Annotated in this window: 19 protein-coding genes and 1 riboswitch; of the genes, 6 read left to right on the top strand and 13 right to left on the bottom strand. The window is 70.8% G+C overall.

Features of this window, described 5'->3' with window-relative positions; genetic code table 11:
* The first annotated feature begins 9 nt into the window (after nucleotides 1-9).
* Both IE145_RS32325 and IE145_RS32320 read left to right on the top strand, forming a co-directional pair.
* Nucleotides 10-405 carry a RidA family protein gene (locus IE145_RS32325; protein ID WP_189528995.1) on the top strand — a complete coding sequence of 132 codons (396 nt, stop codon included), beginning with the start codon at nucleotides 10-12 and terminating at the stop codon, nucleotides 403-405.
* A gap of 266 nt (nucleotides 406-671) precedes the next feature.
* Nucleotides 672-1,493, top strand: a complete 822-nt coding sequence (locus IE145_RS32320) for a PhzF family phenazine biosynthesis protein (RefSeq protein ID WP_189528984.1) — start codon at nucleotides 672-674, stop codon at nucleotides 1,491-1,493.
* 30 nt (nucleotides 1,494-1,523) lie between these two features.
* Here IE145_RS32320 and IE145_RS32315 read toward each other — a convergent pair whose 3' ends face one another.
* Nucleotides 1,524-2,303 carry a CPBP family intramembrane glutamic endopeptidase gene (locus IE145_RS32315; RefSeq protein ID WP_189528983.1) on the bottom strand — a complete coding sequence of 260 codons (780 nt, stop codon included), beginning with the start codon at nucleotides 2,301-2,303 and terminating at the stop codon, nucleotides 1,524-1,526.
* 185 nt (nucleotides 2,304-2,488) lie between these two features.
* On the opposite strand from IE145_RS32315, the gene IE145_RS32310 reads away from it, so the two are divergent.
* The gene (locus tag IE145_RS32310; RefSeq protein WP_229826009.1) at nucleotides 2,489-4,282 is read left to right on the top strand and encodes a substrate-binding and VWA domain-containing protein; all 1,794 of its coding nucleotides are present in this window, start codon (nucleotides 2,489-2,491) and stop codon (nucleotides 4,280-4,282) included.
* 202 nt (nucleotides 4,283-4,484) lie between these two features.
* Here the strand turns inward: IE145_RS32310 and IE145_RS32305 are convergent, their stop codons facing one another.
* Nucleotides 4,485-5,990, bottom strand: a complete 1,506-nt coding sequence (locus IE145_RS32305) for a glutamate-cysteine ligase family protein (protein ID WP_189528982.1) — start codon at nucleotides 5,988-5,990, stop codon at nucleotides 4,485-4,487.
* 485 nt (nucleotides 5,991-6,475) lie between these two features.
* On the opposite strand from IE145_RS32305, the gene IE145_RS32300 reads away from it, so the two are divergent.
* The gene (locus tag IE145_RS32300; protein ID WP_006123068.1) at nucleotides 6,476-7,060 is read left to right on the top strand and encodes a hypothetical protein; all 585 of its coding nucleotides are present in this window, start codon (nucleotides 6,476-6,478) and stop codon (nucleotides 7,058-7,060) included.
* Between the two features lie 332 nt (nucleotides 7,061-7,392).
* Nucleotides 7,393-7,599, top strand: coding sequence for a DUF5999 family protein (locus IE145_RS32295; RefSeq protein WP_007452228.1), 207 nt, complete (start codon nucleotides 7,393-7,395; stop codon nucleotides 7,597-7,599).
* Nucleotides 7,600-7,720: 121 nt separating this feature from the next.
* On the opposite strand, the gene gcvP is transcribed toward IE145_RS32295, so the two are convergent.
* Nucleotides 7,721-10,606: an aminomethyl-transferring glycine dehydrogenase gene (gene gcvP / locus IE145_RS32290; RefSeq protein ID WP_189528981.1), complete on the bottom strand. Its 2,886-nt coding sequence runs from the start codon at nucleotides 10,604-10,606 to the stop codon at nucleotides 7,721-7,723.
* 193 nt (nucleotides 10,607-10,799) lie between these two features.
* Nucleotides 10,800-10,897: riboswitch (glycine riboswitch) on the bottom strand.
* Between the two features lie 132 nt (nucleotides 10,898-11,029).
* Here gcvP and IE145_RS32285 point away from each other — a divergent pair.
* Nucleotides 11,030-11,404, top strand: a complete 375-nt coding sequence (locus IE145_RS32285; RefSeq protein ID WP_189528980.1) for a PRC-barrel domain-containing protein — start codon at nucleotides 11,030-11,032, stop codon at nucleotides 11,402-11,404.
* Here IE145_RS32285 and IE145_RS32280 read toward each other — a convergent pair.
* The 10 genes from IE145_RS32280 to clsA all read right to left on the bottom strand — a co-directional run bounded on the left by IE145_RS32280 (nucleotide 11,323) and on the right by clsA (nucleotide 21,366).
* Entirely contained in the window at nucleotides 11,323-12,783 is a 1,461-nt protein-coding gene (locus IE145_RS32280; protein ID WP_189528979.1) for a DNA polymerase IV, read from the bottom strand. The two genes, IE145_RS32285 and IE145_RS32280, sit on opposite strands and share 82 nt — an antisense overlap.
* A gap of 112 nt (nucleotides 12,784-12,895) precedes the next feature.
* Nucleotides 12,896-13,522, bottom strand: a complete 627-nt coding sequence (locus tag IE145_RS32275) for a MerR family transcriptional regulator (protein WP_023607976.1) — start codon at nucleotides 13,520-13,522, stop codon at nucleotides 12,896-12,898.
* A 170-nt stretch (nucleotides 13,523-13,692) separates the two neighbouring features.
* Complete coding sequence (locus tag IE145_RS32270; protein ID WP_006123076.1) at nucleotides 13,693-14,166, bottom strand: bifunctional nuclease family protein; 474 nt, start codon at nucleotides 14,164-14,166, stop codon at nucleotides 13,693-13,695.
* A 53-nt stretch (nucleotides 14,167-14,219) separates the two neighbouring features.
* Nucleotides 14,220-14,963, bottom strand: a complete 744-nt coding sequence (ftsR, locus tag IE145_RS32265) for a transcriptional regulator FtsR (protein ID WP_189528978.1) — start codon at nucleotides 14,961-14,963, stop codon at nucleotides 14,220-14,222.
* 42 nt (nucleotides 14,964-15,005) lie between these two features.
* Complete coding sequence (locus IE145_RS32260) at nucleotides 15,006-15,785, bottom strand: FHA domain-containing protein (protein ID WP_189528977.1); 780 nt, start codon at nucleotides 15,783-15,785, stop codon at nucleotides 15,006-15,008.
* A 190-nt stretch (nucleotides 15,786-15,975) separates the two neighbouring features.
* Complete coding sequence (locus IE145_RS32255; protein WP_189528993.1) at nucleotides 15,976-16,788, bottom strand: DUF881 domain-containing protein; 813 nt, start codon at nucleotides 16,786-16,788, stop codon at nucleotides 15,976-15,978.
* 20 nt (nucleotides 16,789-16,808) lie between these two features.
* Entirely contained in the window at nucleotides 16,809-17,141 is a 333-nt protein-coding gene (locus IE145_RS32250; RefSeq protein ID WP_003970459.1) for a small basic family protein, read from the bottom strand.
* Complete coding sequence (locus IE145_RS32245; RefSeq protein WP_189528976.1) at nucleotides 17,138-18,052, bottom strand: DUF881 domain-containing protein; 915 nt, start codon at nucleotides 18,050-18,052, stop codon at nucleotides 17,138-17,140. The genes IE145_RS32250 and IE145_RS32245 overlap by 4 nt, the downstream gene beginning before the upstream one ends.
* Before the next feature lie 97 nt (nucleotides 18,053-18,149).
* Nucleotides 18,150-20,645: a mannose-1-phosphate guanyltransferase gene (locus IE145_RS32240; protein ID WP_189528975.1), complete on the bottom strand. Its 2,496-nt coding sequence runs from the start codon at nucleotides 20,643-20,645 to the stop codon at nucleotides 18,150-18,152.
* A 112-nt stretch (nucleotides 20,646-20,757) separates the two neighbouring features.
* On the bottom strand, nucleotides 20,758-21,366 hold the full coding sequence (gene clsA / locus IE145_RS32235; RefSeq protein WP_006123083.1) for a cardiolipin synthase ClsA: 609 nt from the start codon (nucleotides 21,364-21,366) through the stop codon (nucleotides 20,758-20,760).
* Nucleotides 21,367-21,533 lie beyond the last annotated feature (167 nt).

Raw genomic sequence — 21,533 nt, 5'->3', positions numbered from 1 at the left:
GAAGTGGCAGTGGAACGAACGGCCGTCAACCCGGTGACCTGGTCCGTTGACCTGGGCTTCAACCAGGGCGAACTCGTCTCCGGGCAGTCCCGGACCCTGTACATCGCGGGGCAGACCGCGACGGGCGACGACGGCAAGCCCCGGCACGACGGTGACATGGCGGCCCAGTTGGCGCTGAGCGTCGACAATCTGGAGGCCGTCCTGAGCGAGGCCGGCATGTCCCTCGCGAACCTCGTCCGGCTCAACGTCTTCACGACCGACGTCGATCTGCTCCTCCAGCACTACGGCACGCTGGCGGGACGGCTGGGCGCGGCCGGGGTGGCACCGGCCAGCACCATGCTCGGGGTGACGCGGCTGGCGGTCCCCGGGCTGATGGTCGAGCTGGAGGGCACCGCCGTGGCCTGACGCGGCCTCGTCCGACGGTCCGGCGCGCCGGGGCCGGACCGGCGGACGCGACGCCTCCGTCCGTCTCCTGCGACCGGCCCGTCGAAGGGCTTGGGCTCTGCCGGGTGCCACAGGACCGCGCGCGGCCCGGACCGCCGTCGGCACCCCCGTACGGCGAACCCCCGGGCCCGTCCGGCCCGTCCGGCCCGGCCTGTGCGGCGGGACAGGGGCCAGACACCGCGAATTGGCCTTGGCCGCCCTCCGCGCCGCCGTCCTACGGTCGGCACATGAGAATTCGCATCGTCGACGCCTTCACCGACCGCCCCTTCTCCGGCAACCCCGCCGGTGTGCTCCTGCTGGAGGGCGGCTCGTTCCCGGCCGCCGAACGCCTTCAGGAGATCGCCGCCGAGGTCAACCTCTCCGAGACGGCCTTCGCCCACCCGCTGCCGCCGGGCGACGCGGCCGACTGGGCGCTGCGCTGGTTCACCCCGGCCGCCGAGGTCGACATGTGCGGGCACGCGACGCTCGCCACCGCCCATGTCCTGCACACCACGGGGCTGGCCACCGGCCCGGTGCGCTTCACCGCGCGCTGCGGGATCCTCAGCGCGACCGCCCACCCGGACGGGTCCCTCACCCTGGACTTCCCCACCTCCCCGCTGTCCGAGGAGCCGGTGCCGTACGGACTCGCCGACGCCCTCGGGGCCGACCCCGTCTCGGTGCACGCCACCGGCGAGCACATCGGTGACCTGCTCGTCGAACTCCGTGACGAGGCGACCGTACGGGCGCTCGCCCCGGACTTCACCGCCCTGGCGGCCCACTCCCGGCGCGGCGTCATCGCCACCGCCACGGCCGAGGACCCCGCCCGGGGCTACGACTACGTCTCGCGCGGCTTCTTCCCCGGCGTCGGCATCGACGAGGACCCGGTCACCGGCAGCGCCCACACCGCGCTGGCCCCCTTCTGGTCGGCCCGCCTCGGCCGCGACGACCTCACCGGGCTCCAGGCGTCCGCGCGCTCGGGGCTGGTCCGCACCGCGCTGCGCGGCGAGCGCACCCTGCTGACCGGCACCGCCGTCACGGTGATCGACGGCGAACTGCTCACCACCTTCTGAACCCCGGAACCCCTGGCCGCCACGGGGACCCTACGGCGTCGGCAGCCAGTCCACCCGGCCCGCGAGCAGCGCGTACCCGACGAACGCCCCGATGTCGAGGAGCGCGTGCGCGACGACCAGCGGGCCCACCCGGCCGCAGCGGCGGTAGAGCAGGACGAAGACGACGCCCATCACCACGTTGCCGATGAAGCCGCCGATCCCCTGGTACAGGTGGTAGGACCCGCGCAGTACGGAGCTGGCCACCAGGGCGGCCGTCGGCGTCCAGCCCAACTGCCCGAGCCTGCGCAGCAGATACCCGACGACGATGACCTCCTCCACCACGGAGTTCTGGATCGCCGAGAGGATCAGTACGGGGAACTTCCACCAGACGTCGGGCAGGGACTCGGGAACGACCGTCAGGTTGAACCCGGTGGCGCGGGCCACGAGGTAGAAGGCGAGGCCCGCGCTGCCGATGCCGGCCGCGACGAGGGTTCCCCGGCCGAGGTCGGACCAGGGCCTGGCCCGGTCGAACCCGATGGCCCGCAGGCCCGCCCCCTCCCGGATCAGCAGATGCGCGACCAGCGCGACCGGCACCAGTGCCGTTGCGATCCCGAACATTTGCCAGGCCAGATCAAGCCATGGGCGGCCCGGAGCGTACGAACCGTTGAGCGTCGCCGCCTGGTCCTTCAATCCTCCCGGTTTCGTCAGGGATCCGACGAAACTGATGAGGGCCGAGAGTGCGCTGGCGCCCAAGGAGAGCGCCAGGACCAGCACGACCTCGGACCGCAAGATCCCCCGTGACACGGCCTCTTGGGGATAAGAATCAGCCACGCGCCCGGCCTCCACCTGCACACCTGCCTTCTGTTCTGCAATCGCGTCTCATCCCACCGACCGTCCCGCTAGGGTCTCGAATACAGGTACGAAGATCATGCGCGACAGGCCGGGGGACGACCACCATCGCTGATGGTCGGGTCCCCCTTTTCCTTGTTTGATCCTCAAGGAGGGGTACCACCGACATGGGACGTCATAGCTTGCCCGACAGCCACGCGGCGGAGGGACGCCGGGGCCACCCGAGCACCCGGCGCCGACGCCGTACGGTCGCCATCGCCACCCTGCTCGTCCTCGCCGTGGCGACGGGAACGGCTGTCGCGGCCAAGGGCGGCCTGTTGTCGTTCTCCGAGTCCTGCGAGGACTCCTCGGTGCACCTCTCCGTGGTCGCGTCCCCGGACATCGCCCCCGCCGTACGTTCCATAGCCGAGCAGGCCCGCGCGGACGAGGTGAGGGCCGACGGCCGCTGCCTCGCGGTGGAGGTGCTGGCCCGGGACTCGCACAAGGTCGCCGAGGCCCTCGCGGCGGGTGACACGGAGCCCGGCTTCCAGGTCTGGCTGCCCGACTCCGATCTGTGGCTGGAGCGGGCCAAGGGGCTCGGCGAGGGCGTCCCCGTCTCGCCGTCCGACCCCGTGGCCTCCTCCCCCGTGGCCCTGGCCATGGTGCCGTCCGCCTCGCGGGCCCTGGGCTGGCCCCGCAAGACCTACACCTGGGCCGAGTTGGTGGCCGGGGCGCTCGGCTCGGACCGGGTACGCCTCGGCGCCGCGGACCCGGCGCGCAGCGCCACCGGACTGCTGGCGCTGGCCGGCATCGGAGCCTCGTCCGCGCGGCAGGGCGGGGACAGCGACACCCGGGTCGCCCAGACCGCGAAGGTGCTCGCCGAGCGGATGTCGAACAGCGACGCACAGGTGCTGGAGACCCTGGCGCGGAGCACGTCCGGGGCGGAGGAGGGCAATCCGAAGCGCAACCAGGCGGTCCTGATCTCCGAGCAGGCGGCCTTCGCCCACAACGCGGAGGCGACCGGCGCCGGCAAGCTGGACCTCTTCTACCCGGAGGACGGGACTCCGCTGCTCGACTACCCGTACACGCTGGTGAACGAGGCGCGGCTGAGCACCACGGAGTCCCGCGCGGCCCTGCGCTTCATGAACCTGCTGGGCGACCGGGAGGCTCGGGCCACGTTCGCCGAGCACGGGTTCCGGGCCGGTGACGGCAGCGCGGAGGACTCCCTCGTCGCGGCGGCCGGCGGCAGGAAGCCCCAGCCGTACGCGGAACCGGCCGCCGAGGCGCCTTCGGCCGAGGCGCTCCGGGAGACGCTGGGGATGTGGACGATCACCGTGCAGAGCGCCCGGCTGACCACGGTGGTCGACGCCTCGGGCTCCATGGCGACACCGGTGCCGGGGCGGGGCCAGTCCCGGATGGACGTCACCAAGGAGTCGCTGATCCAGGCGCTGGACCAGTTCACGCCCGACGACGAGATCGGGCTGTGGGAGTTCGCCACCACGCTGAACGGTGAGAAGGACTACCGGCGGCTCATGGAGACGAAGCGGCTCGGCGACCGGGCGGCGGACGGCGGGACCCACCGGGAGAAGCTCACAGCCGCGTTCGCGGGGCTCCAGCCGGTGCCCGGCGGTGCCACCGGGCTGTACGACACGACGCTGGCCTCGTACAAGGAGGCACGGTCGACGTATGTGAAGGGGAAGTTCAACGCCCTGGTGATCCTCACCGACGGCTCCAACCAGGACGCGAACGGCATCTCGCGCAGCGGGCTCGTCGCGGAGCTGAAGGAGCTCGTCGACCCGGAGCGGCCCGTCCCGGTCATCGCGATCGCGGTGGGCCCGGACGCGGACCGCGACGAGGTCGCCGAGATCGCCCGGGTCACCGGCGGCGACGGCTACGAGGTGAGCGACCCGGCGGAGATCCAGGCGGTGATCCTCCAGGCCATCATGGCGGCGGGTCAGAACGGCCGCGCCGCCCAGGAGTGAGGGGCCCGGACCGGCCGCACCGCACCAACGCGACGGCGTCGCAGGCCGCACCGGAGCGACGGGCCCGGCCGCACCGGAGCGACGCGCCCGACCGCACCGAAGCCGCAGGCCCGGCCCTGCCCACCGGAGCGCGGGCCCGACCGAACGCACCGGAGCGACGGGCCCATCGGCCGGTCCCGTCGCCCCCCGCGTACGACCGCCCTCAGGGCGCCGGGAAGCCCACCGGCCAGGTGTGCACCGGCTCCCCCGCGTGCATCAGCTCGGCGTAGCGCCGCGTCATGGCCGCGAGTGCCGCCTCCCGTCCGAGCCCGGCGTCCAGGGCCCGGTCGTACGTGGCGACCTGCCAGGAGGCCCCGTTGACGCGCCGCCTGCACCGCTGCTCGATCACGCCGAGGTAGCGGTCCCGGTCCGCGGGCTCGATGTGCCAGGCGTCCAGGCCGGCGGCGGCCAGCGGCAGCAGCTCCTCCAGCACCAGCTGTACGGCGGGGACCCTGGCCAGGGTGCCGGAGCGGCCCGGCCGGGGCCAGAGCAGCTCGGCCTCGATGCCGTGCCGGCAGGCCTCGGTGAAATTCTCCTCGGCGGCCTCGAACGGCAGCCGGCTCCACACCGGCCGGGACTCCTCGGCGAGCGCCCGTACGAGCCCGTAGTAGAACGCGGCGTTGGCGATCACGTCGGTGACCGTCGGACCGGCGGGCAGGACGCGGTTCTCCACCCGCAGATGGGGAACGCCGTCGGCGATCCCGTACACCGGGCGGTTCCAGCGGTAGACGGTGCCGTTGTGCAGCACCAGCTCGCCCAGCCCGGGCACCCCGCCCTCGTCCAGCACCGCCAGGGGGTCCTCGTCGTCGCAGATCGGCAGGAGCGGCGGGAAGTACCGCAGGTTCTCCTCGAACAGCTCGTGCGCGGAGCCGATCCAGCGCTCCCCGAACCAGGTCCTGGGGCGTACCCCCTGGTTCGCCAGCTCCGGCGGCCGTACGTCGGTGGCCTGCTGGAACAGGGGCGGCCGGGACTCGCGCCACAGCTCCTTGCCGAACAGGAAGGGGGCGTTGGCGCCCAGCGCGATCTGGACGCCGGTGATCGCCTGCGCGGCGTTCCAGACGTCGGCGAACCGGGCCGGCGTCACCTGGAGATGCAGCTGGACCGAGGTGCAGGCCGATTCCGGGGCGATCGAGGGCGAGGTGCAGACCAATCGCTCGACGCCTTCGATATCCAGGGAGAAATCCTCCCCCCGGGCGGCCGCCATTTGGTCGTTGAGCAGGGTGTAGCGGTCCACGTCCGAGAGATTCGCGGACACCACGTCGTGCTCCCCCAGGGTGGGCAGGATTCCGATCATCACGATCCCCGCGTCGACCTCACCCGCCTTCCGGTGCGCATAGGCGAGTCCGGTCCGCAACTCCTCCGAGAGCTGATCGAATACCCGGCCGCCGAGGCGGTGCGGGACGATATTCACTTCGAGATTGAACATCCCCAGTTCGGTCTGGAAATCCCGGCTCGCGATGCGCCGGAGCACCTGCTGATTCATCATCCGGGGCAGCCCGTCGGAACCCGCGAGATTCAGCTCTATCTCCAGCCCCATCAGGTTCCGCGGACGGTCGAACCTCCGCTCCTCCAGAAGCCTCCCCAGCCCCTCCAGGCACCGGTTGAGCTTCGTCCGGTACTCCTGTCGATCGGACAGGTCAACGGCTCCCGCCACGACCTTCTCCCCCATCGAGGGGTCCCTCCTCCAGTGGGCGGCCCGCGGGCCAGGCCGCTCGCATCACGATCGATAATGCCCAGCGAGAGTGATCCGTAACGCCCCCACGGGCCTCCGATACCCGATAGTCTGGTTTCAGGAGACCCGGGGGCACATTCCCATGGCATGGGACACGAGGCATTTGCGGCCGGATCATGCGCGGTGAAAACACCGACGAGTTTCGGCCGTCCGTGCCACCGGAAGAGCGCCAGGTCGGAGTCGACCGCAGCAGATCAAATCCTCAGGAATACCGCGTTTCGAAGGCCGGATGACGCCTTGCGTGGCATATCCCCGACTGCTAGTGGAAACACTGTGTGAACACGCGTCATATAAACTCCGCTCAACGAGGCAGAGAGTTGATACGACTCGCCCGTCACCGGCCTCCTCTGGCCCGCACGCCGACAGCGCTGTCTGCACCCGCCCACGCTCCACCGTGTCTCCGAAGTGAGAGGCGACCCACTATGCCGCTGCATGTTCCCTCGGCTCCCGCGCCCGCCCTGCGCAGCGTTCTCGCGGCCCTCGGTTCTCCCACCGCCGTCCGCGAAGCCCGCACCTCCGCTCTCCGGTCCGTCCAGGGACCGCTGAGCCCCGAACTACCGCTCCCCGTGCATGTGCTGGACCGGATCGCCCCCACCGGGGCCGCGCCGCTGACCCGCCTGGCGGCCTGGCGTTTCCTGATCCGGAGCGAGGGCCGCGCCGTCGCCGCGGCGGACACCGTGCTCACTCCCGACGGCTGGACGTTCTCGCACTTCTTCGAGGGCCCCTACCTCGCCTCGACGGAGCTGGCCGTCCGGCAGGCGGAGGCATCGGCCACCGGCTGCCAGGCCCGGCTGCTGTCCATCCCGGAGCTGTACATGCTCACCCTGTGGCTGCACGGCGACACCGAGGCCGATCCCTCCGGCGGGGTGCTCGCGCCGACGGACGTCCTGGTGCCCCTGGCGCCGGCCCCGCCGGGCATCGCCGCGCACCGCCCGCACCGGGTCGCCGATCTGCTGCCCGTCATCTCGCTGCGAGTGGCCCCGGGGCCGCTCCTCAGCTCGGCCTGACCGACGTCGGCCCGGCCCGGCACAGCGCCCCCGTGGCGCCCCTTCCGCCCTCCGCACGCCGGGCGGCGGAAGGGGTCACTGCGGGGGCGCTGTGCTGCCCACTCGGACTAGCCCCATCCGGCCACCCCGAACCACCCAAAGGGACTGTGCAGTTGCGGTGAACCGTCCGCGCGGGTGACGCGTCATGGGAGGAGTACGGGTGCTGCAGCGAAATCCCTGCGGATTCTTCCCCGTAGGGCAACACTGGGACCGGACCGACTGATACGGGGGCGGCCATGAACGACTCATCCAGCCGCAGGACATTCGACTCGACGCAGCGAAAGAACCCATCCATGTGCCAGCACCAGCCACCCTGCCCCACCGCTGATTCGCCCGACCGGGAGGCCGCCCGCCTGACGGCCCACCACCCCGAACAGGGGTGGAGCCTCCTGTGCAACGGCGTCCTGCTCTTCGAGGACACCGGCGAACTGCTGCCCGACGGGCAGATCATCGCCCCGCACCGGCCGCTGGCAGCCGGCCGTGTGGTGAAGGCCGCCTGAGAGAGCGGCCGTACGGAAGAAGTCGTAAGGGAAAAGGGGCCGGCCCGGAGAGATCTCCGCACCGGCCCCGACGCATGTCCGGCGCGCGCCGCTCACGGCGCACGCCCTACGACAGGCTGATTCAGTTGTCGTACTCGTCGAGCGGCGGGCAGGAGCAGACCAGGTTCCGGTCGCCGAAGGCCCCGTCGATGCGGCGCACCGGCGGCCAGTACTTGTCGGCGGCGGACACCCCGGTCGGGAAGACGGCCTCCTCGCGGCTGTAGCCGTGCTCCCAGTCACCGCCGAGCGCGGCGGCGGTGTGCGGGGCGTTGGTCAGCGGGTTGTCGTCCGCGCTCCACTCCCCCGAGGCGACCTTCTCGATCTCGGCGCGGATCGCGATCATGGTGTCGCAGAACCGGTCGAGCTCCGCGAGGTCCTCGCTCTCGGTCGGCTCGATCATCAGCGTGCCGGCCACCGGGAACGACATGGTCGGCGAGTGGAAGCCGTAGTCGATCAGGCGCTTGGCGACGTCGTCGATGGAGACGCCGGTCGCCTTGGAGATCGGGCGCAGGTCCACGATGCACTCGTGCGCGACCAGTCCGGCCGGGCCGTTGTACAGGATCGGGAAGTGCGGCTCCAGGCGCTTGGCGATGTAGTTCGCGGCCAGCACCGCGACCTGCGTGGCCCGCTTGAGGCCCTCGCCGCCCATCAGACGGACGTACGCCCACGAGATCGGCAGAATGCCCGCGGAGCCCCACGGGGCGGCCGAGATCGGGCCCACACCGGTCTCCGGGCCCGCGCCGGGCTGGAGCGGGTGGTTGGGGAGGTACGGGGCGAGGTGGGCGCGGACGCCGACCGGGCCGACGCCGGGGCCGCCGCCGCCGTGCGGGATGCAGAAGGTCTTGTGCAGGTTCAGGTGCGAGACGTCGCCGCCGAACTTGCCGGGCTTGGCGAGCCCGACCAGAGCGTTGAGGTTGGCGCCGTCGACGTAGACCTGGCCGCCCGCGTCGTGCACCTCGCCGCAGATGTCGGCGACGTGCTCCTCGAACACCCCGTGCGTGGACGGGTAGGTGATCATGAGGACGGCCAGCTCGTCGCGGTGCTGCTCGATCTTGGCGCGCAGGTCCGCGATGTCGACCTCGCCGTCGTCGGCGGTCTTCACCACGACGACCTTCATGCCCGCCATGACGGCGCTGGCGGCGTTGGTGCCGTGCGCGGAGGACGGGATGAGGCAGACGGTGCGCTGGTCGTCGCCGTTGGCCCGGTGGTACGCCCGGACGGCCAGCAGACCGGCGAACTCGCCCTGGGAGCCCGCGTTGGGCTGGATGGAGACCGCGTCGTAGCCGGTGACCTCGGCCAGGCGCTCCTCCAGCTCACGGATGAGGGTGAGGAAGCCCTGCGCCTGCTCGGCCGGTGCGAAGGGGTGCAGCGCGCCGAACTCGGGCCAGGTGATCGACTCCATCTCGGCGGTCGCGTTCAGCTTCATGGTGCAGGAGCCGAGCGGGATCATGCCGCGGTCCAGCGCGTAGTCGCGGTCGGCGAGCTTGCGCAGGTAGCGCAGCATCGCGGTCTCGGAGCGGTGCTGGTGGAAGACCGGGTGGGTCAGGATGTCGTCGGAGCGCAGCAGCGCCTCGGGCAGCGCGTCGGCGACCGTGGCGTCCAGCGCCTCGACGTCGCCCTCGGCGCCGAAGGCCGCCCAGACGGCGGAGATCTGGGAGCGGGTGGTGGTCTCGTCGCAGGCGATGGAGACGTGGTCGGCGTCGACGAGCCGGAGATTGACCCCGCGCTCGCGGGCGTCGGCGACGATACCGGCGGCCTTGCCGGGGACCCGGACGGTCAGGGTGTCGAAGAACGCGCCGTGCACGACGTCGGCCCCGGCGGTGCGCAGACCGTCGGCGAGGATCGCGGCGTAGCGGTGGGTGCGCCGGGCGATCGTCCGCAGCCCCTCGGGTCCGTGGTAGACCGCGTACATCCCGGCCATCACGGCGAGCAGCACCTGTGCGGTACAGATGTTGCTGGTGGCCTTCTCGCGGCGGATGTGCTGCTCGCGGGTCTGGAGGGCCAGGCGGTAGGCCTTGTTGCCGTCGGCGTCGACGGAGACGCCGACGAGGCGGCCGGGCAGGGAGCGGGCGAACTTCTCGCGGACCGCCATGAAGCCGGCGTGCGGGCCGCCGAAGCCCATCGGGACACCGAAGCGCTGGGTGGTGCCGACCGCGATGTCGGCGCCGAGCGCGCCGGGCGAGGTGAGCAGCGTGAGGGCCAGCAGGTCGGCGGCGACGGTGACGATCGCGCCCAGTTCGTGGGCCTGCTCGATGACGGGCTCGATGGCGCGCACGGCACCGGAGGCGCCCGGGTACTGGAGCAGGACGCCGAAGACGCCGCGCTCGGCGATCTCGGCGGGGATGCCCTCGCTCAGGTCGGCGACGACGACCTCGACACCGGTCGGCTCGGCGCGGGTCTCGATGACCGCGACGGTCTGCGGCAGGGTGTCGGCGTCGACCAGGAAGACGCCCTTCTTGACCTTGCCGACGCGCCGGGAGAGGGCCATCGCCTCGGCGGCCGCGGTGCCCTCGTCGAGCAGGGAGGCGCCGGAGGTGGGCAGCCCGGTCAGCTCGGCGACCATCGTCTGGAAGTTCAGGAGGGCTTCGAGGCGGCCCTGGGAGATCTCCGGCTGGTACGGCGTGTAGGCCGTGTACCACGCGGGGTTCTCCATGACGTTGCGCAGGATGACAGGCGGCGTGAAGGTGCCGTAGTAGCCGAGGCCGATCATCGGGGCCAGCACCTCGTTGCGGTCGGCCAGCGAGCGCAGCTCGGCCAGCACCTCCGCCTCGGTGCGCGCCGAGGGAAGGTTCAGGGCCTCCGCACTCTTGATCACGTCGGGCACCGCGGCGGCGGTCAGCTCGTCGAGGGAGCCGTAGCCGACCTGGGCGAGCATCTTCGCCTGGGCCTCGGCATCGGGCCCTATGTGGCGCTGCTCGAACAAAATGCCCTGCTCCAGCTGGGAGAGCGGAGTGCGACGGGGGGTCATGGTGGAGGCCTCCTGGTCTGTCACGACCTGCGAGGGGCACCACGGCGCGGGTGCCCGAACGGCCTCCCCCTCTGTCATCTCAACCTGAGAGCTTCACCGGCCCGCCCGGGGGCGCGCCGATTTTCACCGTCGGTGAGGGTCGGGTCCACGTGGGCCTGCGCCCGCACGGATCCGCCCTGCTTTCCAGAGTGACCTCGTCCGTGCGGTACGGGGGCCTGAGAGATTCCGGGGAGGAGTTGCTCCTTCGGCGCCTCCGGATTCTCCACCGGAGGACTCTCCCGCACGGGGTCAGCAGCCACTGCCAGCGTACCAGCGGCCTCCGCGCCGGAGCTTTCGAGTGGCCGACACCACGGATCTGCATTTGTCTGGTGCTGGTGGAGCGACAGGACCGCCGTGAGCGGTCCGAGACCAGTGGGAGGCACCGTGCAGACGGACATCGATCCGCGCCGCCTGATCGGCCGCAAGGCCTTCGATCGCAAGGGCACCAAGATCGGAACGGTGGATGAGGTCTATCTCGACGACGCGACGGGTGTGCCCGAGTGGGCGGCCGTGCGCACCGGCCTGTTCAGCAGGGACGCCTTCGTCCCGCTGGAGCCCAGCGAATTCGTCGAGGACGCGCTGCACGTCCCCTTCGACCGGACGTTGATCAAGGGCGCGCCGGACTTCGGCGTAGGGCGGCACCTGTCGCCCGAGCAGGAGCTCCAGCTCTACCGGCATTACGGGCTGGACTCCCCGCCCTCGGAGGCCCCGGCGCCCGACGACCGGGACTTCGGCAGGCTGGCGGGCCAGGAGGAGTAGTCGGGCACTTCGCGGACGAGCGGCAGGGGATCGGCGGGCCGCAGCAGCGGGTCGTCGATCCGGAAGGTGAGGACCCGGCCGGGTGCGCTCCACGGTTCCTCGAACCGGACGGTGACCCGGCCGATCCCGCTCCCCTGCACCCAGCCGTGCCCGTGCTCCTCGTGGTGCACGTCGTGCCCGGCCGGCCAGCGCCGCGCGGCAAGCTGCTCGGCACTGTCCGCCTCGGGCTCCGGGACGGGCTCCTCCGCCCCGCCCTCCGCGGCCGGCGCGTGGTGTTCCAGGGCCCGCTGCGCGAGCTCCCGGGCGTCGGCGGCCTGGGCGAACAGGTCCTCCTGGGTGTAGTCGGCGAGCCCCGTCACCCCGACGCCCAGGAGCCGTACGCCGCCCGTGGTGTCGACGGACTCCAGCAGCCGCCCTGCCGCCTCGCGGACCACCGTGGGGTCGTCCGTGGGGCCTCTGAGCGTCTCGGAGCGGGTCAGCGTGGAGAAGTCGTAGCGGCGCACCTTCAGCACCACCGTGCGGCCCGACCGGTCGGCGGCGCGCAGCCGCTCCACGCACCGCACGGCCAGCCGCTCCACCTCGGCGCGCACCCGCACCCGGTCGTGCAGGTCCACGTCGAAGGTGTCCTCCACCGACACGGACTTGGCGTCCCGCTCGGCGACCACCGGCCGGTCGTCGAGCCCGAGCGCCATCCGGTGGAGCCCGTGGCCGTGGGCCTTGCCGACCAGCCGGACGAGCTCCGCCTCACCCGCCTCGGCCAGGTCGTGGACGGTGGTCATCCCGGCCCGTCGGAGGTGGTCGCCGGTGGCCGGGCCGACCCCGGGCAGGATGCGGACGGACATGGGGGCGAGCAGCTCGCGCTCGGTGCCCGGCTCGATGACGAGCAGACCGTCGGGCTTCGCCTCCTCGGAGGCGATCTTGGCGAGCATCTTGGAACCGGCCAGTCCGACGGATCCGCTGAGGCCGGTCACCGCCCGGATGGCCGCCCGCAGCCCCTCCCCCGTGGCGCGGGCCGAGGCCGAGTCGTCGGCCGTCCCGCCGGCCTCCAGGTCCACGAAGGCCTCGTCCAGGCTGAGCGGCTCCACCAGGGGGGAGAGCCGACCCAGCAGCTCCATCACCTGGTCGCTCACCGTCCGGTACAGCGAGAAGCGGGGCACGAGGTAGGCCGCGTTGGGTGCGAGCCGCCGGGCCTGGGCGGTGGGCATCGCCGAGTGCACGCCCAGGCGCCGGGCCTCGTACGAGGCGGTGGCGACCACGCCGCGCGGGCCGAGGCCGCCCACCACGACCGCCTTGCCGCGCAGACTCGGCTTGGCCGCCTGCTCCGCCGAGGCGTAGAAGGCGTCCATGTCCAGGTGAAGGATGGTGGGCGCGGGTCTCACACCGTCGATGCTGCCCTACGGCACTGACAACGGGACGGTCCGGCACCCCGTGGGGCACCGGACCGTCCCGTGTCCGTCGTCCTGTCGCCTCGGGCCGCCCGGGTCCGGGGGCTCAGCCCGCGCGGTTGCGCCGCCGCGCCAGCTCGTCCGCCGGGTTGTGGCCGATGAGCGTCTCGCCGGTGTCGACCCGCTCGCCGTGCAGCTGCGACAGCGCCGCGTCCACGTCCCGCCAGACGACGCCGACGGCGATCCCGAAAACGCCCTGCCCGCCCTGGAGCAGGCTGACGACCTCGTCGGGCGAGGAGCATTCGTAGACCGTCGCCCCGTCACTCATCAGCGTCATACGTTCGAGATCCTGGAATCCCCGGTCCCGCAGGTGCTGCACCGTGGTGCGGATGTTCTGCAGTGCGACCCCGGTGTCCAGGAACCGCTTGACGATCTTGAGGAGGACCACGTCGCGGAAACTGTAAAGACGCTGGGTCCCCGACCCGTAGGCCGGGCGCACACTGGGCTCGACGAGTCCCGTACGCGCCCAGTAGTCCAGTTGGCGGTAGGTGATCCCCGCCGCCGCGCACGCCGTCGGTCCGCGATAGCCGATGTCGTCGGCACCGCTCGCCGCTGCCATGCCGCCCGCTGCCACCGCCGCCGGTTGAACCGGCTGCCTGATGGTGTGGTCGGCTCCACTGCCGTGCTGCGGATACGGCCCACCCGCCGCCGCTCCGTCGCCGCTGCTTCTCACGCCGACCTCCGTCCTTGACCTGCCCACTCGAAGGTAGGCAGTCACTCGGGGTGCGTCAACGATCGCCACACTCGGCACGCCGAGTGATAATCACCCTGAGGGTGGTTTCCCGTGTCTCGATTCCGGGAAAGGCTTGTCGGATGCGCTGACGGCACCCTCTCGCGGGACGGTCACTGGCTGTTCGTACCGAAGTCCTCCGGAGAGATCTGGTCGAGGAATTCGCGGAACTTCTCCACCTCGTCCTCCTGCTCGTCGGGGATCGCGATGCCCGCATCGTCCAGCACGCCGTCACTGCCGTAGATCGGCGTGCCGGTCCGCAGGGCGAGCGCTATGGCGTCGGAGGGCCGGGCGCTCACCTCGACTCCGCTGGCGAAGACGAGCTCCGCGTAGAAGACCCCTTCGCGCAGGTCCGTGATGCGGACCTCGGTGAGCTCCTGGCCCACGGCCTCGAGCACATCCTTGAACAGGTCATGGGTCAGCGGCCTGGCGGGAGCCATGCCCTGCTGGGCGAAGGCGATCGCGGTCGCCTCCCCCGGACCGATCCAAATGGGGAGGTACCGGTCGCCTCCCACTTCACGCAGGAGAACGATCGGCTGGTTGGAGGGCATTTCCACCCGGACACCGACAACGTCGAGCTCGTTCACACACCAACCCTAGGACGTGCTCGCCATGTTTGGGTAGTCGGGCACCGCCGAGGTCATGGCAGACGGGTGCGCAGCGCGCTCTGCACGAGCGCCGCGTGCAGCCGTACGGACAGCTCGGCGAGCTCGTTCGCGGTGGCCTCGGCATGGGCCCTGGTCTGCGGATTACGGTGCCGGCGCAGGGGCGCGACCACCTGCTCCACCAGGCCCGCCTCCCGGTCGGCGGAGGCCCGCATGGCCCGAAGGTGACGTGGTTCCAGACCGAAACGACCCAGATCCGCCACCAGCTTGGCGACGGTCACCATCTCGGCGTCGTAGCCGCCGTCCGGGGACGGGACGATGAGCCCGTAGGACTCCCACTCGGTCAGCCGCTCCTCGTCCACCTCGGCGGCCGCGAGCAGCTCGGCCCGCCCGATCCGGGCGGCGGTCGGCCCAGCGGGGCCGGCCTCCCACACCCCGTCGGTGAGGTCCCGCTGCGCACCGGGCGAGGGCAGAACCGGCTGCTCCCCCCGGGCCAGCGCGTCCAGGTGCTCCCGGATGACCTTCAACGGCAGGTAGTGGTCCCGCTGCATCCGGAGCACCTGGGCCAGGCGCTCCACATCACGCGGGGCGAACTTCCGGTATCCGGAAGGAGTGCGCTGCGGCTCGATGAGCCCCTCGGCCTCCAGGAACCGGATCTTGGAGATGGTGACTTCGGGAAACTCCTCGCGCAGCTGGATGAGCACCGTTCCGATGCTCATCGGTCGCGCTTCCGCGGTGGCGGTGCCGTGTCCGGCACCGCCTGTCGGTGTTCGCAGCATGGGCCTTCCTGGGGGTCCCCCCGGACGGAGTCCGGGGGCTGGTCACACGCCCCGCGGGCTCGCATAGAAGACCAGGCGGTACTTTCCGATCTGGACTTCGTCGCCGTTGGACAGCGGGACCGAATCGATGCGCTCACGGTTGACGTAGGTGCCGTTGAGGCTGCCGACATCGCCCACGGTGAAGCTACCTTCCGGGCTCCTGCGGAACTCGACATGACGCCGCGACACGGTCACGTCATCGAGGAAGATGTCGCTCTGCGGGTGACGGCCGGCCGTGGTCAGATCGCTGTCGAGCAGGAAGCGGCTGCCGGAATTGGGACCACGCCGCACGACCAGGAGCGCCGAGCCCGCGGGCAGGGCGTCGACCGCCGCCTGGGCCTCCGGGGAGAGCGAGGGCAGAGCGGTCTGGCCGGTCGCCTCCGCCTCGTACGCCTCGAGACCGGAAATGGAGATCGTGGACGTGGTCTCCGAGGCACGCTCGGGAACGCCGCCCCGCAGCGGCGCGCCGCAGTTGGAGCAGAACTTGCTGGCCTCCGCGTTGCGGTGACCGCACCTCGTACAGACCGGCATCGACGAGCCCTCCGGGGTGAACCCTCCACCCGTACTCGAGGCTGATGGTGCGCCGAAACCTATGCGTCCGGCACCGGCAGGGTCAACAGCCGACACGCCGTCACCCCCCGGGGCTCCGGACACCTCGTCGCGGAAGAGCGGACGCTCCGCCTCCTGCTCCTCGCCCTGAGCGTGGCGCGGAGCGCGGTGGCGGGCAGCACTGTTGCTGTCCTCGCGTGCACTCTTCCCGAACAACTTCGCAAACAACTTCACGGGCGATTCCCCTTGACCGACATAGACCCGCCCGTGGGGCAGGACGAACCCTGATTGAACACACCTGCCGACCCGGACATCTTCACAACGTCCGTATCCACCCGACAGTTTCCACCACGCACCACCAATCCGGTGCGGCGACCCCCCGCAACCGTCCGACCCGGTCGACCGGCCCCCACGCCCGCCCCGATCACGGGGAGGACGACCGAGCGTAGTCAGGCCGCTGCGCCGGTCGCAAGGCGTCGACGACGATGTCGTCGGACCGCTCCACGAGCACGGTGGCCTGCTCCTTCTCCAGCGTCTGGACCACACCGCCGGGGATGTTGAGGGCGGGCTCCAGATCCTGCGGCTTGCCGATCACCGTGAACTCGTACGGCGCTTCGATCTTCTTCCCGTCGACCTGGACGTCCCCCGCGCTCCCGGAGAAGTAGGTGTTGGCCACCACCCGCACCCCGTTGACCTCGATCGACTCGGCCCCCGCGGCCCTCAGCTCCTGAAGGGCGTCGAGCAGCATGTCGGGCGCGACCGCACGCGCGGGGTCGGTGATCGTCAGCGTGATGCCGGGGCCCTGCGCCGCGACGGTGCCCGCGAGGATGCCGAGCTGGCGTTCCTTCTCCAGCGTCTGCTTCCGGGCCTCCTCGGCCTGGTCGGAGCTGTTCTCCAGTTCGGTGCGCTGGTCGTCCAGGCGCTGCTTCTCGTCCTCCAGCCGCTGGGTCCGGTCGTCGACCTCGTCGAGGATGCGGACCAGGTCCTCCTGCCGGGCGCCGCGCAGCGCACTGTCGTCGCTGGTGGACCGCACCTGGATGGCGAGCCCCAGGCCGAGGCCGAACAGCAGGACGGCGACGATCAGTTGGGCGCGGCTCAGCCTCGGCGGCCACAGGCCCGCCTTGAGCCGCTGCCGGCCGGTCGTCTCCTGGGCGGGGGGCGGCGGCACGGGGGCGTCCGGGACGGCGGAGGCGCCGCCCTCGGGCTTTTCGCTGCGGGGGTTCTCGTCGTTGTTCATCGGCTCGTTGTTCATCGGTATCACGCCCGGAAGACGTGCCGGCGGATCGCGGCGGCGTTGGAGAAGATCCGGATGCCGAGCACGACCACCACACCCGTGGAGAGCTGGGCGCCGACGCCCAGCTTGTCGCCGAGGAAGACGATCAGCGCGGCCACCACGACGTTGGAGAGGAAGGAGACCACGAAGACCTTGTCGACGAAGATGCCGTCGAGCATGGCCCGCAGGCCGCCGAAGACTGCGTCGAGCGCGGCGACCACCGCGATCGGCAGGTAGGGCTCGACCACCGCCGGTACCTCGGGCCGGACCAACAGTCCGACCACGACTCCCACGACGAGGCCCAGTACGGCGATCACGATGTGCCCTTCCCTGTGTCTGCCGCGCCACTGCCGGCGGCCTTCGGCTCTGCTGTACGGACGATCAGGCTCGGCGCCGCCGGAAGCTGGACCTTCGCCTGGTCGGAGATGCTGGTGCGGATGTCGAAGCTCTCCTTGAGCGCCTGCAGGTACTGGCCGTCGGCGCTGTCCTTGAACGCGGTCGCGAGCTTCTTCCCGTCCCCCACCGCGAGCACCGTGTACGGCGGTACGAGCGGTCTGTTGTCGACCAGTATGGCGTCGCCGGCGGCCCGGATGGCCGACAGGGCCGTCAGCCTTTGCCCATTGATGGCGATGGCCTCGGCGCCGGATTCCCACAGACCGTTGACGACGCGCTGCATGTCGCGGTCGCGCACCCGTCCGGTGTCGGCGAATCCCGAGGACTCCCGGGGCCCGCCGCCTCCCTGGTCGGTGTTCTTCGCGTCGTCGACGATCAGCTTCACGCCGGGGCCCTCGACCGGGGTCGCCCCCGCCAGCAGGGCCACCAGCTGCCCCTGGTCCCCGCCGTGCTGCTCAAGAGCCTTGCGCTGACGTTCGCTCACATCGGCGCGGAGCTCGTCGACGTTCGACTCCAGGGTGTCCGCGGCCTCCGTCTCGGCATTGATGCGGTCGATCAGCTCTTCGCGCTCCTTGGCCACGACCGGAGCCGAGATCCGTGCCTCGGCGGCACCGAGGGTGACCACGAGGGCGGCCACCACCAGTCCGGCGGCGAGCCCGAGCTTCGACTTGAGGGTCCGGGGCAGCCCCGCGCTCCCGTCGGCCTTGCGCCGCGCCGAGGCCTCCGCGTACCCGTCGTCGAGGCTGTGGTCCATCACGTTGTTCAGCAGCGACATGGAGGCGTCGGGGCGTGCGGACGGCGGGGCGGTGCTCCGATCGGGGGACTGCTGCGACATGCCGCACATCGTCGCATGTCATCACGGCCGCCGCCGAATGGCCCCACCGGTGCGCCGCGGCCCCCCTGCGCGGGGGCCGCGGCGCACCGTTCCCGGATCAGTCCCCCGCGCTGTCCACGACCGCGGCCCACTCGTCGAGGAGCGCCTGGGCCGAGGCGTCGTCCGGCCCCTCCGCCCACAGATGGGTGACGGCTTCCGCCCGGTCGGGCAGGACCATGATCCACCGGCCGTCCGGCTCGACCACCCGGACCCCATCGGTGGTGTCCACGCTGCGGTCTCCGGCCGCTTCGACGACCCGGCGCATGACGAGCCCCTTGACGGCCCACGGCGTCGCCAGGTCGCGGCGCAGGACGTGCGCCCGGGGGATGCGGGCGTCGATCTGGCTCAGGGTGAGCTGGGTGCGAGCGACGAGCCCGATGAGCCGGACGAAGGCGGCGGTCCCGTCGAAGACGCTGCTGAATTCGGGAACGATGAACCCGCCGCGCCCGTCTCCTCCGAAGATGGTGTCCTCTTCACGGCCCACCCTGGTCAGGTCGTCGGGCGAGGTGGTCGTCCACTCCACCTGGGTGCCGTGGTAGGCCGCCACCTGCTCGGCGACGCGCGTGGTCGTCACGGGCAGGGCGACCCGGCCGCTGCGCCGCTCGGCGGCGACGAGATCGAGGAGGACCAGCAGGGCCCGGTCGTCCTCGATGATCCGTCCCAGTTCGTCGACGAGAGAGAGCCGCTCGCCCACCGGGTCGAACCGCACCCCGAAGGCCGCCCGCGCGGAGGACACGATCTCCCCGAGCCGCACCAGACCGGCCCGCCGGGTTTCGGCGGACTCGGTGGGCCGCGCCTCGTCGAGCCCGGGATTGATCGTCAGCGAGTCCACCCCGAGCCGTCCGAGGAGGCTGGGCAGAACGAGTCCGGCGCTGCCGTTGGACGCGTCGACGACGACCTTGAGCCCGGATTCGGCGATGCCCTCGACGTCGACGTTCCGCAGGAGGGACCCGGTGTACGAGTCGAACACGCTGGACGGGAAGTGCAGGTCCCCGATCTCACCGGGGAAGGCACGGCGGTACTCCTGGCGTGCGTAGACCCGGTCGAGCTTGCGCTGCTGCGCCTGCGAGAGGTCCGCGCCCCGCTCGTCGATGAACATGATGTCCACGGAGTCGGGCACACCGGGCGACGTACGGATCATGATGCCGCCCGCGCTGCCGCGGGCGGTCTGCTGCCGTGCGACGGGCAGCGGTACGTTCTCCAGGTCGCGTACGTCGATGGCGCTGGCCTGGAGGGCCGAGATGACGGCCCGCTTGAGGGCGCGGGCGCCTCGGGAGTGGTCACGGGCGGTCGTGACCGTCGAGCCCTTCTTGAGGGTCGTGGCATAGGCGCCCGCCAGGCGTACGGCCAGTTCGGGGGTGATCTCGACGTTCAGGATCCCGGAGACTCCGCGCGCTCCGAAGAGGTGGGCCTGTCCTCGGGACTCCCAGATGACCGAGGTGTTGACGAACGCGCCGGCCTCGATGGTCTTGAACGGATACACCCGGACGTTGCCCTGGATGATCGACTCCTCGCCGACCAGGCATTCGTCACCGATGACGGCGCCGTCCTCGATACGGGCCGCACGCATGATGTCGGTGTTCTTGCCGACCACGCAGCCCCGCAGATTGCTGTGCTGTCCGATGTAGACGTTGTCGTGCACCACGGCCTTGTGGAGAAAGGCCCCGGTCTTGACGACGACGTTCGATCCGACCACGGTGTGTTCGCGGATCTCGACGTCGGCCTCGACCTTGGCGTAGTCGCCGATGTACAGCGGTCCGCGCAGCACGGCGTCGGGGTGGACCTCGGCGCCTTCGGCGACCCATACTCCGGGCGAGATCTCGAAGCCGTCGATCTCCACGTCGACCTTGCGCTCCAGAACGTCCGCCTGGGCTTTCACATAGCTCTCGTGGGTGCCGACGTCCTCCCAGTAGCCCTCGGCGATATAGCCGTAGATGGGCTTGCCCTCCTTCATCAGCTGAGGGAAGACATCTCCGGACCAGTCGACCGAGGTGTCGGCCTGGACGTAGTCGAAGACCTCGGGCTCCATGACGTAGATGCCCGTGTTCACGGTGTCCGAGAAGACCTGCCCCCAGGTCGGCTTCTCCAGGAAGCGTTCGACCTGGCCGTTCTCGTCCACGATGGTGATGCCGAATTCCAGCGGATTGGGGACCCGGGTGAGACAGACCGTGACGAGCCCGCCCTTTTCCTTGTGGAAGGCGATGAGATCGGTGAGGTCGAAGTCGGTGAGCGCGTCACCGGAAATGACGAGGAACGTGTCGTCCTTCAACGCCTCCTCGGCGTTCTTCACACTGCCCGCGGTGCCGAGTGGCTTCTCCTCGTTGGCATAGGTGAGTTCCATTCCGAGCTCCTCGCCGTCCCCGAAGTAGTTCTTGACGAGGGAGGCGAGGAACTGGACGGTCACTACGGTTTCGCTGAGCCCATGCCGCTTGAGCAGCCGCAGGACGTGCTCCATGATCGGCCTGTTGGCCACGGGCAGGAGCGGCTTGGGCATGCTCGAGGTCATGGGGCGAAGACGTGTGCCTTCGCCACCAGCCATCACGACGGCCTTCATGTCGGAAACGTCCTCCTAGAAGAGACGACGGTCAGCCGACTTCGCCCGTCGGGGCATCATTCACGCCATCTGCCGCGGACCGGCCACATTGCGCGGCACCGCATCAACGAGCTCAATCGGCTACTGCGTCCGCCTTCACGAGCCGGCGGACCTGAACCACATAGAGGATCCCTGCCCACCAATAGAGCGTTGTACCCCATCCTGCGAACGCCCATCCGAAAACAGCGGCCAGTGTAGCCAGCCAACCACTCCCGTCGCTGAGCAGCAACAAGGGGAACGCGTACATCAGGTTGAAGGTTGCAGCTTTTCCGAGGAAGTTGACCTGCGGCGGCGGATAGCCGTGACGGCGCAGGATGGCCACCATCACGAGAAGCATCAGTTCGCGGGCCAGAAGCAGCGCGGTGACCCAGAGGGGGAGGATCTCCCGCCAGGTGAGGCCGACCAGGGTGGAAAGGATGTACAGGCGGTCGGCCGCCGGGTCCAGGAGCCGCCCCAGGCTGCTGATCTGGTTCCACTTGCGGGCGAGCTTCCCGTCGAGGTAGTCGCTGATGCCGCTGAGCATCAGCACCAGCAGCGCCCAGTTGTCGCTGTTGGGACCTCCGAAGACGGGGCGGAGGATCAGCCACAGGAAGAGCGGTACCCCGACAAGGCGAGCCATGCTGAGGATGTTGGGGATGGTGAGGACCCGGTCCGTCTGGACCCGGGTCTCCTGGACCTCCACCCGGGAGCCTCCTGTGAAGAACGTGCCAATGATGCCCCCTGACCTTACCCTCAGCTTCCCCTCTCGGGTGCAGGGGGGTGGAGGGTGGACCTCAGGTAAAGGTCCGGAACGCAGAAAAGCCCCGCACCAGAAGGTGCGGGGCTTTCCCACAATAATTGTTCGGCGGC

This window comes from Streptomyces sindenensis, from assembly GCF_014649035.1.
GTDB lineage: Bacteria > Actinomycetota > Actinomycetes > Streptomycetales > Streptomycetaceae > Streptomyces > Streptomyces sindenensis.
This window is presented reverse-complemented; position numbering and strand designations above follow the sequence as displayed.

Bases quoted from the DNA above. Each gene is read 5' to 3' on its own strand.
- IE145_RS32320 (WP_189528984.1), top strand. From the start codon at position 672: ATGAGAATTCGCATCGTCGACGCCTTCACCGACCGCCCCTTCTCCGGC.
- IE145_RS32310 (WP_229826009.1), top strand. From the start codon at position 2,489: ATGGGACGTCATAGCTTGCCCGACAGCCACGCGGCGGAGGGACGCCGG.
- IE145_RS32305 (WP_189528982.1), bottom strand. From the start codon at position 5,990: ATGGGGGAGAAGGTCGTGGCGGGAGCCGTTGACCTGTCCGATCGACAG.
- IE145_RS32300 (WP_006123068.1), top strand. From the start codon at position 6,476: ATGCCGCTGCATGTTCCCTCGGCTCCCGCGCCCGCCCTGCGCAGCGTT.
- IE145_RS32295 (WP_007452228.1), top strand. From the start codon at position 7,393: ATGTGCCAGCACCAGCCACCCTGCCCCACCGCTGATTCGCCCGACCGG.
- gcvP (WP_189528981.1), bottom strand. From the start codon at position 10,606: ATGACCCCCCGTCGCACTCCGCTCTCCCAGCTGGAGCAGGGCATTTTG.
- ftsR (WP_189528978.1), bottom strand. From the start codon at position 14,963: ATGCTGCGAACACCGACAGGCGGTGCCGGACACGGCACCGCCACCGCG.
- IE145_RS32255 (WP_189528993.1), bottom strand. From the start codon at position 16,788: ATGAACAACGACGAGAACCCCCGCAGCGAAAAGCCCGAGGGCGGCGCC.
- IE145_RS32245 (WP_189528976.1), bottom strand. From the start codon at position 18,052: ATGTCGCAGCAGTCCCCCGATCGGAGCACCGCCCCGCCGTCCGCACGC.
- IE145_RS32240 (WP_189528975.1), bottom strand. From the start codon at position 20,645: ATGAAGGCCGTCGTGATGGCTGGTGGCGAAGGCACACGTCTTCGCCCC.